Raw genomic sequence first — 14,989 nt, 5'->3', positions numbered from 1 at the left:
CCTATACCTTCTACGTACAGGACGACAATGGCTGTCAAATTACTCCATTAACGTTCGACGTTCCTGTTGGGGTGGACATCCAACCTTCGGTAGATGTTATTGACAACTGTACCAACAATATACCTGGGAATGTAGTGGTGGTAAATGCAAACCCTGCGCTTTTACCAGACCTTCAATATAGTATTGACGGAGTGACCTATGGTGCAAGTAATATCTTTACAGATCTTGCCCCTAATACCTACACCGCTTACGTACAACATACTAACGGATGTATACAAACGGCCGACTTTACCATCAATGCCCTGCAGCCTGTTTCGGCTTCGGCTTCGGTAACCCAGGACGTGCTTTGTCACGGTGAAGCTACAGGTAGCATTGAAGTGACCGCAACTGGTGGTACAGGAACGCTACAGTATGCCATCTCTCCTAACTTTGTTTACGGAACCGCCAATACATTCAACAACCTGCCTGCTGGTACCTATACCATCATGGTTATGGATACCATTGGATGTGAGGTGACAATTACAGATGTAACAGTGAGTGAGCCTGCTACTGCCCTTACTGCTTCTTTAAATGGTATCGGCGAGACCTGTCTTGCTGCAAACGACGGTGAGGTAACCTTGACCATCTCTGGTGGAACACCTCCTTACTATACAGGTACTGACGGAGTGACCTTCAACCAGGATCAATTCGTGTACAATGGACTTGTGGGTGGACAGACCTATACCTTCTACGTACAGGACGACAATGGCTGTCAAATTACTCCATTAACGTTCAACGTTCCTGTTGGTGTGGATATCCAACCTTCTGTGGACATCGTAGAAAACTGTAGCAGCAACGTACCTGGAAACATCGTTACCATTGAGGCCAACCCTGCCCTTGCAGGAGACTTACAGTATAGTATCGATGGGGTGACCTATGGAGCAAGTAACATCTTTACAGATCTTGCCCCTAATACCTACACCGCTTACGTACAACATACTAACGGATGTATACAAACGGCCGACTTTACCATCAATGCCCTGCAGCCTGTTTCAGCTTCGGCTACGGTAACTCAAGACGTGCTTTGTCACGGTGAAGCTACAGGTAGTATTGAGATAATCGCAACTGGTGGTACTGGAACATTATACTATACAGTATCACCTATGGCAGGCCAGTTAGATGGAAATACTTTTATCAACCTACCTGCAAATACTTACACAGTAACAGTAACTGACGATCTTGGATGTCAAGTAATAATAACAGACCTGATTATTACTGAACCATCAGAAGCTCTTTCTGCTTTAATTTCGGCAACACCTGAAACGTGTATAAATGTTGAGGATGGTCAAATTGATATTACCGTAACAGGAGGTACAGCACCTTACTCTACTAGCTTAGATGGTGCATCATTTATACAAGATCAATTTACCTATACTGGTATTGCAGCAGGGTCGCACACCATCGACGTTATAGATGCAAACGGATGTCAAGTAGCTCAGCAATCTATTATCATCATTTCTGGAGTAGATAGTGAACCTACCGTTCAAATTGTTAATAACTGTAGTAACAATGTACCAGGAAACATCGTTACCATTGAAATAAATCCAGCATTAATTGGACAAGTTCAATATAGCTTAGATGGAGTAACATATTCATCTGTAAACGACTTTGTTGATTTAGCTCCAGGCAACTACACTGCTTATGTACAGCATACTAACGGATGTATTCAAACAGTAGACTTTACTATTAATACACTGCAACCAATTTCAGCTAGTGTAATAGTAACTCAAGATGTTCTTTGTTACGAAGGAACGGATGGTAGTTTAGAAATTACTGCTTCAGGAGGAACAGGAACACTTTATTACTCTATATCTCCTTCAGCAGGTCAGTTGGTTGGTAATACATACATTAACCTACCAGCTAGCACTTACACTGTAACTGTTACAGATGATCTAGGTTGTTCTCTTGTCATTAACAACTTGGTTGTTAACGAGCCATCTCAACCACTTACTGCTATGGTATCTGTTTCAAATGAAACGTGTTTAAATGCAGTTGATGGTCAAATTGATATCTCTGTTAATGGTGGAACCGCTCCATATTCAACGAGTTTAAATGGTGCTCCATTTGTTCAAGATCAGTTTACCTACTCAGGTTTAGCTTCTGGCTCTCATACGATCGACGTAGTAGATGCCAACGGATGTCAAGTAGCACAGCAAACAGTTATTGTTGCTCCAGGAGCCAATGTTCAACCATCTGTAGAGGTTATTTATAACTGTACTGCTAATACACCTGGAAATATTGTTACTATTAATGTTAACCAGGCTTTAGTTGGTCAAGTTCAATATAGTTTGGATGGAGTAAACTATTCATCTGTAAACGACTTTACAGATTTGACACCAGGTAACTACACAGCTTATGTACTGCATAGTGCCTATGGTTGTAATGCAACAGTTGACTTTACGGTTAATGACGTGCAACCAATTTCAGCATCTGCCAATGTTATATCCGATATTGATTGTTATGGAGATTCCAATGGTAGCATTGAAGTATCCGCATCAGGAGGTGATGGTAGTTACCTATATGCTATTTCCCCTAACTTTGTTTACGGAAACAGCAACATTTTCAATAACCTTACAGCTGGGACATACTCTATTAAGGTCATGGATGGACTCGGTTGTGAATTAACACTAAATAATGTGATTATCAACGGTCCTACGGAAGCTATATCAGCTACAATAGATGGTACTGGAGAAACCTGTTTAGGAAATGATAATGGTACTGCAACAATTAATATTTCAGGTGGTACACCTCCATATTACACTAGTAGTAATGGTGGGGTAAACTGGACTCCTGTTAATGGTACAACAGTAACTTATGATAACTTATTGGGAGATTGGACATACACCTTTTATGTTATGGATCAAAATGGATGTCAAATTGCAGCACCACTAACCCATTATGTAGAAAATGGTGTTGATATCCGTGCTGGAGTTAGCGTACAGATTAGCTGTAATGATAATGTTGCTGGAAATGTTGTTACCATTTCAGTAAGTGATGATGTTATTGACGAGGTACAATATAGTTTGGATGGCATAACATTTACAGACTCTAATGTATTTACCGATTTAGAACCAGGAAACTATGTAGCTTATGTTTTACATATTAACGGATGTTTAGAATCTGTAGCATTCACAGTAACCGAAACACCTGAAATTTATGTAAATGCCTCTACAACAGATATTCTTTGTTATGGAGATAACACTGGATCCATTACAGTATATGCTGGAGGAGGCAACAATACTTTCTTATACGGGATTAGTCCAGATTATGTAATGTCTAATTCAAACGTATTTGAAAACCTTCCTGCAGGTGATTACACAATTAAAGTTGAAGATGCTATCTCAGGCTGTTACAATGATGAACTTACAATAACCATCAACCAACCTGATGAAATTGTTGCCACTTTCACTACCCTTGATGAAACTTGTGAAGGAGAAAATGACGGGGCAATCATTATTGAAAATGTAACAGGCGGTACCCCTCCTTATTATATGGGAATTGATAACCCTAACAACTATACATTGGAACAATATGTATTTGAAGGATTAGCTACTGGTTCGCATACAATCTACATAAAGGATTCTAATGGGTGTGTAGTTGAATCTATAGATATCAATATTAACTCTGCAGTAGCTATTAATGCTTCTTCGACAGTAATGTATGATTGTATTACTGGAAATAGTACCGTAAACATTATTGTAAACTCTAGCGTAATTGGTCAAGTATCTTACTACTTAAACGGAGAAGAGTATCCTGCTCCACCATATTATGACTTAGCTGTAGGTGATTACGATGTTCAAGTGATTCATGATGACGGCTGTATTGATGATGATGCAGACTTCACAATAACTGAATTTGAACCAGTATCGGTAACACTTCAAGAAAGTGATATGAACCAAGTTACAGCTATTGCAACAGGTGGTACTGGTCAGTATACTTATGAATTCAATGGTGAAGATTACGGCACCAATAATGTTTACAACTATTACCAATCTCAAGTAATCACGGTTGTTGTATATGATGGAACTGATTGTCCTGCTCAAGCTCAAATTGAAGTTCAATTTGTAGACATTCAAATCCCTCCAGTATTTACTCCAGATGACGATACGAATAACGATACTTGGTCACCAATAAACACCCATAATTATCCTAAGATTACCACTAAGATTTTCGATAGATATGGTCGTGTAGTGGCTATCTTAAGAGTTGGTCAAGCATGGGACGGTACTTACAATGGTAAGCACTTGCCAAGTGGAGATTACTGGTATGTTATTGAACTTGGAAGCCCTGAAAGTAATAGAGAATATGTTGGACACTTTACATTGTATAGATAATGAATAGAGCTCCCCTATGGATTTTATTGGACATAGGGGATTTATTAACCGCCCCTTAAAACAGAGTGATATGAAAAAATTAGGTCTACTTACAGTAATGCTTCTGACAATGGTTAGAGTACATTGTCAGGAATTAACAATTCCTACTTATACCCAGTACTTGGCAGATAACTCTTTTGTTATCTCCCCTGCCTATGCGGGTATTGGAGACTATATTAAAATACGTGCCAATGGTTTAACCCAATGGGTTGGAATTAAAAATGCCCCTGACATGCAATCGGTTGCAGCCGATGGACGTTTTACTGAAAAGGACGGTGTAGGTATTTTTATTTATAATGATAGAAATGGATTTACCCACCAAAGCGGAGGAAAACTATCGTATGCCCACCATTTAATTTTGGATAAAACTGATGATGAATTTCTTTCTTTTGGTCTTTCCTATAACATGAATCAATTCCGTCATGATAATGAAGCCATCATGGATGCCGTTAATAGCAATCCTAGTACTGCGGGCAGTTATTCCATTGAGGACAGAAAGATTATTAACCATAATTTCGATGTAGCTCTTTTGTACCGTTTAAACAACTTCTACATTAGCTTTAATGCAAACAACATATTGGATAAAGAAGTAAAGGTATTCAATCAAAATGAGCCTACTAAATTACGTAACTATCAAACCTATATTGGTTACAACATAAAACCAAAGAGCAGTACTTTAGAATACGAACCATCGGTTTTCATTCAATATTTTGAGAGCGATCGCCGTTCTTCAACTGACCTAAACTTCAAGGTTCGTAAAGCATACAACAGAAACAACGATTATTACTTTGCAGGAATAAGCTATCGCTTTCTGAACGATCAAATTATGGATCCACTCAACATTGGACCTATGGCTGGAATTAAGTGGAACAAATTCTATTTCGCCTATTCTTACCAAATCATCACTAACGAACTGTTTGGTTACGATAGTGGAACCCATATGATTACCATAGGAATGGATATATTCCAAGGAGTCAGTAACTGTCGCTGTACTTTATAAAGGATTATTGTTTCCTCCTTCTACAGAAACCCCTCAACAATTTGTTTTGTTGAGGGGTTTCTGTTATCAATAATTTTTTTTCAGTTATATGTTCCATCCTCATCCATACCTCATAACCCAAAACTTTAGTTACAATTACTTTATAAACTATTCCCATAGTATTTCAAAAATAGGATTTCTGTAATTTGTAAGTAAAATTTTTTTTAGAATCATAAAACCATAAATACAAAAGACTAAACAACCCAATAAGCGAGCATTTTATATTAAGAATACTTCCCTATTAGATTTCCTTCGACCTACTAAATAAACACTTAATCGACTGAAAATCAAAACATACTGAAATTTCCGTAATTCGACGAATTTATTTGAAATCCCCTACACCCCGTAATACTTTTATAACATCTTCATTAGAAGACGGTTAATAGCAATAACCCTTATTATTTCGGACAAAACATCTTCATTACAGTATACTGTTAGAAGGATTTTGTACGCGTTAACTATTAACCGGATACTATGAGAAATTATACTTTCCCAAAATCTTCTGTCTTAACTTTAATGGTAACATTGTTTATTGGATTGAGCATTTATGGCAATGATTTTTCTGAATTAGAAGATTTACCTGACAATACTTCACTCAATTATCAGTATGCGACTCTCGTTTATAATTATAAAGACGATGTAGACATTTTAAAGAATTATCTATTGATAAGCCCGATTATAGGTGTTGATTGTCCAAAGGATATAATTCAAAATACAGATCCAGGTAAATCCTCAGCAGTAGTAACCTATAATACTCCTATACCTTCTCACCGAAATAGTATTATTGTTCTAACAACAGGATTGCCTTCAGGCAGCAACTTTCCCATTGGCACAACATTAAATACCTTTGAAGAACGTGACACTAGAAATAATGTGATTGATAGCTGTAGTTTTAGTGTAACCGTTGAGGACAAATTAACACCCATTGTTACTGAAGAAAGTTTTTCCGAACCTCTAATCTCTGGTTTTCAAAATTTCCCCTATAAGCGCCCTCGTAAACGTGGTCTATACACTCTTGTTCCCTTCTCAAATTTCATTCTTATTGAACCTGCAATAAGTTGTCCATCGGATACAACACTCAATACAGATTCAGGGGTGTGTTCAGCAATAGTAAATTATATTACTCCTTTACCGTCAGTATTCAATACAATAGTTCAAACTGAAGGGATGTTATCAGGTAGCTCCTTTCCAGTTGGCATAACAACAAATACATTTGAAGAACGTGATTCAGGTGATAATGTAGTTAGCACTTGTAGTTTTACAGTAACTGTAAACGATAATGAGTCACCAATAGCAGCATGTCATAACCATACGGTACAACTGGATGCTTCTGGGAATGCCTCCATATCCGCTGAGGACATTGACAACGGCTCTTCCGACAACTGTGGCATTGCTTCCATGAGCGTGTCGCCTAACTCATTCGATTGTTCCGATGTTGGGGCAAATACGGTGACACTGACCGTTACCGACGTTAACGGAAATACCTCAACCTGTACTTCTACCGTTACCGTTCAGGACAATGTTGCTCCAATTGCCAGTTGCCAAAACCATACGGTACAACTGGACGCTTCTGGGAATGCCTCCATATCCGCTGCGGACATTGACAACGGCTCTTCCGACAACTGTGACATTGCGTCCATAAGCGTGTCGCCTAACTCATTTGACTGTTCCGATGTTGGGGCAAACACGGTGACACTGACCGTTACCGACGTTAACGGAAACTCTTCGACCTGTACTTCTACCGTTACCGTTCAGGACAATGTTGCTCCAATTGCCAATTGCCAAAACCATACGGTACAACTGGACGCTTCTGGGAATGCCTCCATATCCGCTGAGGACATTGACAACGGCTCTTCCGACAACTGTGACATTGCGTCCATAAGCGTGTCGCCTAACTCATTTGACTGTTCCGATGTTGGGGCAAACACGGTGACACTTTCCGTTACCGACGTTAACGGAAACTCTTCAACCTGTACTTCTACCGTGACCGTTCAGGACAATGTTGCTCCAATTGCCAATTGCCAAAACCATACGGTACAACTGGACGCTTTTGGGAATGCCTCCATATCCGCTGCGGACATTGACAACAACTCTTCCGACAACTGTGGCATTGCGTCCATAAGCGTGTCGCCTAACTCATTCGATTGTTCCGATGTTGGGGCAAACACGGTGACACTGACCGTTACCGACGTTAACGGAAACTCTTCAACCTGTACTTCTACCATTACCGTTCAGGACAATGTTGCTCCAATTGCCAATTGCCAAAACCATACGGTACAACTGGACGCTTCTGGGAATGCCTCCATATCCGCTGCGGACATTGACAACGGCTCTTCCGACAACTGTGACATTACGTCCATGAGCGTGTCGCCTAACTCATTTGACTGTTCCGATGTTGGGGCAAACACGGTGACACTGACCGTTACCGACGTTAACGGAAACACTTCAACCTGTACTTCTACCGTTACCGTTCAGGACAATGTTGCTCCAATTGCCAATTGCCAAAACCATACGGTACAACTGGACGCTTCTGGGAATGCCTCCATATCCGCTGCGGACATTGACAACGGCTCTTCCGACAACTGTGGCATTGCTTCCATAAGCGTGTCGCCTAACTCATTCGATTGTTCCGATGTTGGGGCAAACACGGTGACACTGACCGTTACCGACGTTAACGGAAATACCTCAACCTGTACTTCTACCGTTACCGTTCAGGACAATGTTGCTCCAATTGCCAATTGCCAAAACCATACGGTACAACTGGACGCTTCTGGGAATGCCTCCATATCCGCTGCGGACATTGACAACGGTTCTTCCGACAACTGTGGCATTGCGTCCATAAGCGTGTCGCCTAACTCATTTGACTGTTCCGATGTTGGGGCAAACACGGTGACACTGACCGTTACCGACGTTAACGGAAACTCTTCAACCTGTACTTCTACCGTTACCGTTCAGGACAATGTTGCTCCAATTGCCAATTGCCAAAACCATACGGTACAACTGGACGCTTCTGGGAATGCCTCCATATCCGCTGCGGACATTGACAACGGCTCTTCCGACAACTGTGGCATTGCTTCCATAAGCGTGTCGCCTAACTCATTCGATTGTTCCGATGTTGGGGCAAACACGGTGACACTGACCGTTACCGACGTTAACGGAAATACCTCAACCTGTACTTCTACCGTTACCGTTCAGGACAATGTTGCTCCAATTGCCAATTGCCAAAACCATACGGTACAACTGGACGCTTCTGGGAATGCCTCCATATCCGCTGCGGACATTGACAACGGTTCTTCCGACAACTGTGGCATTGCGTCCATAAGCGTGTCGCCTAACTCATTTGACTGTTCCGATGTTGGGGCAAACACGGTGACACTGACCGTTACCGACGTTAACGGAAACTCTTCAACCTGTACTTCTACCGTTACCGTTCAGGACAATGTTGCTCCAATTGCCAATTGCCAAAACCATACGGTACAACTGGATGCTTCTGGGAATGCCTCCATATCCGTTGCGGACATTGACAACGGCTCTTCCGACAACTGTGGCATTGCGTCCATAAGCGTGTCGCCTAACTCATTTGACTGTTCCGATGTTGGGGCAAACACGGTGACACTGACCGTTACCGACGTTAACGGAAATACCTCAACCTGTACTTCTACCGTTACCGTTCAGGACACAACACCACCGACAATAAGCTGCCTTGCGGATATTATAGTTAGTGCCAACGCCTTCTGTTCAGCTACCGGTGTGGCCCTTGGAACACCGACCACTTCCGACAACTGTGGGGTGGACACCGTGACAAACAATGCACCGGCAACCTTCCCACTTGGGAACACGACCGTAACATGGACCGTAACAGATGATACTGGACTGACCAACACCTGTACGCAAACTGTAACCGTTGAGGACACAACGCCACCGACAATAAGCTGCCCCGCCAATGTTACCGTAAGCGCCAACGCATCCTGTACAGCAACCAGTGTGGCCCTTGGAACGCCGAACACTTCGGACAACTGTGGGGTGGACACTGTGACAAACAATGCACCGGCCACCTTCCCACTTGGGAACACTACCGTAACATGGACCGTGACCGACAATGCTGGACTAACCGCAACCTGTACACAGACCGTGACCGTGGAGGATACAACGCCACCGACAATAAGCTGTCCTACAGATATAACATTTGGAACTAGTAATGATGGTATGGGAAATTGTTCTACCACCGCAAATATTACCCCTCCATCAACTTCTGATAATTGTGGAGTAAATACCGTGATTGCCAAAATTGGAGGAACAACCGTTAACACCTCATCATATGTTTATCCATTAGGCACAACAACGATTACTTGGATTGCTACAGATGGGAGTGGAAATTCATCACAATGTACACAAACCATAACTATTGAAGATGATGAAGATCCAAGTGTAAACTGTCCTCCAGATCAAAATGTAAACTTTGAAGCTGATTGTGAATATACACTACTCGATTATACCTCTACGGCATCAACCTCGGACAATTGCGATAGTAATGTAACGGTAACACAAAGTCCTTTACCAGGTTCTGTTCTTTCTGGAGCAGTCGTAGTAACGATTACCGCTACCGACGATGTAAACAATTCCAGCACTTGTACCTTTAACGTTATCCCTTCAGACAATGAAGCACCTACTGCTGTTTGCCAAAACTATACAGCTGTATTGAGTTCTACTGGAACGGTGAACATTTTTGCTGCTAACATTAATAATGGCTCTTCCGATAATTGTGGCGTAGCAAACATGACCGTAAATCCAAGTTCTTTTAATTGCGACGATGTAGGATTAAACACAGTAACCTTTACAGCTTACGACAACGCAGGAAACAGTGATAGCTGTACGGCCACAGTAACTGTGATTGACAACACGCCTCCAACCATGCAGTGCAATAACTTTGTAGCGGTTATTGATGCCATTACCAGAGAGGCCACTATAGTGGCTGCCGATGTAGATAATGGTAGCTACGATGCCTGTGGTATTGCTTCATTAACTGTAAGTCCTAGTGTATTTCCCGAAGCCGAAGACGGCTTGTTATATACAACAACTACCACTTTAACAGCAGTAGATGCCAACGGAAATGTGAGCACCTGTACCTCAACCATCACCGTTGAACCTCCAAAAAACCTACTAACCTATATGACCGGAGTTATTACTGACCCAACTCCAGACAATCCCCAGCCACCTGGACCTTTGGTTGAAGTTACAGCCTGTCCCGGAGAATTATTGGATGGCGTAACTGTTTTGTTTAATTTACAGGGTATCGCTCCTTATAACCTGCAAGCTTCTGATGTGATTAAATGGGAAGCATCCTATGATTATGGAGAGACTTGGACCGATTTAAGCAGTTCATCGAACACCTTAACCTATACCCTTGTCGGGTTAATTAACGATACCTTTGTAAGAGCCGTTATTACCGATCCCGATACAGGACTCACAAAAACAACAGCAGAAGTTTACGTAAGATTTTTACCTCCTGATGAACCACCTATAATTACAAATATTAGCAATACACTTATTTGTTTGGGTGAGTCTGTAACAGTGATAGCCGAAAGCTTTTTCGATCAACCTAGCGGTCAATTTGGAGAAGGAGGAGAATTTAACCATGCTCAGCCTGAAGGCTGGAGAGTAGATGGCATAGATGGTTTTTTCCCTGCCAGTGGAAATACCACTACCCAACCTACATGGAAAGAAACAAACTCAAACAATAACCAAGAATTTAGTGGTATTAATTACGACACAACCGACAACACTAAATTTGCAATGGCAAATGGGGAGGGCAACGATACAACCTTAGAAACTCCTGTTTTCAGTACCATTGGTATGACTTCAAGCGAAGCCATCATGACCTTTCAAACAAGTTGGTATTTTTGTAATGGTGGCTATGGTAAAATATTGCTTTCCTTTGATTCTGGAAACACCTACCCTACTGAGTTAAACACAGTGGAGAATTATGATTTTGATTCCTCGGTTGGAGGAACAACCACTTCCGGGGTTATTTTAGCCTCAGGTTCTGGCAACAAATGTATGGGACAAACAGATCCCAGAATGATGTCTGCATCCATAGATTTAGGTGCCTATGTTGGACTATCTGGGTTAAGAATTATGTTTCAATTCCATGGAAGCGATACGGATTGCGGAACAGTTACCAGCTCAACTTTCAGTAATCCTAATGGTATTAGCTGCTCGTCAAATGGTAATGCCAATATCCTTTCCAGTGGATGGGCGGTTGATAAAGTAGGCTTTGCCTATGCTCAAGTAAATGATGAACTGGAATGGACGGACGAAGATAACAATGTGATTGCCATTGGAACCACTGCCAGCGTAACTCCTGTTACCCCAGGAATTAGAACTTACGGAGTAACGAATTTGGTAAACGGCTGTAGAACGGACAATGATGATGGTACCAACTTTATAGATGTTGAAACCAGTTTAGCCTATGCCGGTAAAGATTACACCCCTTTGAACAGTGAATGTGGAGAAAATACCCTACAGTTAATGGCCTATGACAATACAAAAACTGCAGTTGAAAATTATGATGATGGTGCTTGGGAGAATAATCTTTATGTGGTTCCAAATGTAGCTGCCGGGGATACCAATTATCTTGGAACTGGTATAGGAGGGACATGGAGTATTATGAGTTCTACTTTCGAATCCTGTGGTAATACCGCAGTATTCTCAAGCAACACAGATCCAAGAGCCATATTTACTGCCGATCCAGGTACCTATACCCTTAGATGGACCTTAGATAACGGATGCTATGATGACGTAAATGTTGTTATTAAGGATTGCCCAACTATCGACTTTGATGGTGTAAATGATTATGTCACTTTTAAGAACAACTACAATATCAATTCTGAATTCAGTATAGAAATATGGGTAAAACCAAATTCCATAAATGGTACCAGAACGGTTTTCTCAAGAAAAGATGCTGGAAATAACACAACGGGTTATGATTTGGGTATTGTGAATGGTCAAGTGCGATTTGGATGGAACAATTCGAGCGGATCAGGGTCGGTAACTTCAGGTAGCTATTCCATTGGCACAGATAGATGGTATCATCTTGCAATGACATTCGATGGTGCTTCATATACTCTTTATGTTGACGGGATTGTATTAGGAAATTCAAATGGAACTGCACCAGATATGACCAATGACAGCATTGAAGCTCTTATCGGAGCCATGGATCAAGCTAGTCCAAATGACCCTACAAATTTTTATCACGGTTGGATTGATGAACTGAGAATTTGGAATAAAGCCTTAACGGCAGAACATATTCATCAAATGATGAACCAAGAAATTCAAGCCATGGGAGCCGATGTTGGAGGCGTTGTTATCACAGATAAAATTTACGGTCCTGATTATAATAATGACGGCATAGAAGATGATGTGCTGCAATGGAGCAACTTAGAAGGTTATTACAAAATGAACCTATACTGTGGCGATATTTCCGCCTATAAGGGTGTAAGCGGAAGATTAAGAAACATAACCACAAGTCAGCAACAAACAGCACCTCTACCCTATTTGACCTCAAAAGCCGGTAATTGGGGGAACGACACAACTACTGCTTCACCTTGGTTACATTATAGTGTGTGGAACTATCCTAATTCTACCGGTATCAATGGAGATCCAATTGACTGGAACATTGTAAAAACTTCTCACAATTTGACCACACATAATTCTAATATCACAGTATTGGGACTTATTAACAACAGTGGTAAAATTACTGTATCAAATCCTAATGATACGCAAAACGAAACAAATAGCGGTATTGGACTTTGGGTTACCCATTACTTAAAATTAAACGGTATTATTGATTTGGTTGGAGAATCGCAGTTAGTTCAAAAACGTTATATATCATCCCAATTCAACGAGAGTACTTTAGATGCTAGTAGTAGTGGATATATTGAACGTGACCAGCAGGGAACATCCAATCTTTATAACTACAACTACTGGAGTAGTCCTGTAAGCCCTCAAAACCCATCTAATATTAACACAAACTATACCGTAGGTGGAGTTTTAATGGACGGTACCAACTCTGCCAATCCTCAAACTATTAACTGGATTGGAGGCTATAATGCAACTGCATCACCTTTATCAATACCCAATTATTGGATTTGGAGTTATAATGCTATCGCCAATACTTACCTTCAATGGAACCAAGTAGGCAGTAGCGGAACCATTCCCGTGGGCAATGGCTATACCATGAAAGGTAGTGGAGCTAGTGGTGACTACCAAAATTATGTATTTAAGGGAAAACCACATAACGGAACAATTCAGAACAGTTCTTCAGCATTGGCCAATGGCGAGGAATTCTTGATAGGTAATCCTTACCCATGTGCTATGGATGCAAACGAATTCATAAAGGACAATATCTCTGGAACAGATGCAAATCCAGGTTCCACCAATGCAATAGACGGAACCCTTTATTTCTGGGTACATTTTACCTCTAACAACTCCCATATATTAAATCAATATGAAGGCGGATATGCAACTTATAATTTAAGCGGAGCACTCCCACCAACCGTACCGTCTATTACCGAAGATGGTTTTGAAATTAGCGGGTTAGGCTCTTCTGACTTAATGCCTGGGCGTTATATACCCGTTGGACAAGGATTTTTTGTAGGAGCCTTAGAAGCTGGAACTGGAGGGCAGATTAAATTTGAAAACGACCAAAGGATATTTAAAAGAGAAAATGATACAGAAAATTCAGAGTTCTTAAGAACTGCCAATACTGAAGAAGATTCAAAACAGGATACATCACAAGATTTAATAAAAAGAATACGATTAAGTGCTACAACTCCCAGTAAAATGGTTCGACATCTTATGTTAGCGTTTGTTGATAATAAAAACGCAACCGATGGTATCAATTTTGGTTATGATGCCAAAAATATTGACACTTACAAATCAGATGTTTTATGGAATATTTCTGATGAGGATTTTAATATTCAAGGTGTAAGCACATTTAATAGATCTAAACAATACCCTCTACATATAACGCTAGGACAAGATGGAGCTGTTGAAATCAGTTTAACAGAACTTGAGAATTTCAACGAGACTATTAATGTGTATGTATATGATTCACTTCTAGACAACTATACATTAATCAATGATACACCCTACCGAAATAGTTTTGAGGCCGGAGAATATAAGAATAGGTTCTATATTGCCTTTGAAAACACTTCAAGCGCTAGGCTCGCCATTATGGAAAAACAAATTGAGAATACAATTATCAATTATCTAAGAGGAAGTGGTGAGGTTTACATTAAAACACCTTCTGATACTAAAGTCAAACAAATATCTCTAATTAATAGTCTCGGACAACAGATAAAGATCTGGAACGCCAACAACATAAAGATGTCAAACGAACTTAAAATTCCTATAACTCATATCTCTGAGGGTAGCTACATCATTAAAGTTCAAACAGATGTAGGCCAAACTATCAACAAAAAAGTGGTAATTACGCGCTAAGAGCCCACATCCTCTATCGACAAAGCGACCAAATGGT

The 14,989-nt window shown here is 40.8% G+C and carries 3 protein-coding genes; all 3 read left to right on the top strand.

What is annotated here, in order from left to right:
* Positions 1–4,373, top strand: a 4,373-nt coding sequence (locus PWU04_RS04715) for a T9SS type B sorting domain-containing protein (protein ID WP_274474666.1), incomplete at its 5' end; no start/stop codon positions are given.
* 70 nt (positions 4,374–4,443) lie between these two features.
* Entirely contained in the window at positions 4,444–5,412 is a 969-nt protein-coding gene (locus PWU04_RS04710; RefSeq protein WP_274474665.1) for a PorP/SprF family type IX secretion system membrane protein, read from the top strand.
* A gap of 513 nt (positions 5,413–5,925) precedes the next feature.
* Positions 5,926–14,952 (top strand): HYR domain-containing protein, encoded by a 9,027-nt coding sequence (locus PWU04_RS04705; protein ID WP_274474663.1) that lies wholly within the window; start codon positions 5,926–5,928, stop codon positions 14,950–14,952.
* Positions 14,953–14,989 lie beyond the last annotated feature (37 nt).

This window comes from Mangrovimonas aestuarii, assembly GCF_028767185.1.
Classification (GTDB): Bacteria; Bacteroidota; Bacteroidia; order Flavobacteriales; family Flavobacteriaceae; genus Mangrovimonas_B; species Mangrovimonas_B aestuarii.
Note: the sequence above shows the minus strand (reverse complement) of the source record. Positions and strands in the feature narration are given on the sequence as shown.

Coding starts and splice junctions, on each gene's coding strand:
- PWU04_RS04705 (WP_274474663.1), top strand. CDS start 5,926: ATGAGAAATTATACTTTCCCAAAATCTTCTGTCTTAACTTTAATGGTA.
- PWU04_RS04710 (WP_274474665.1), top strand. CDS start 4,444: ATGAAAAAATTAGGTCTACTTACAGTAATGCTTCTGACAATGGTTAGA.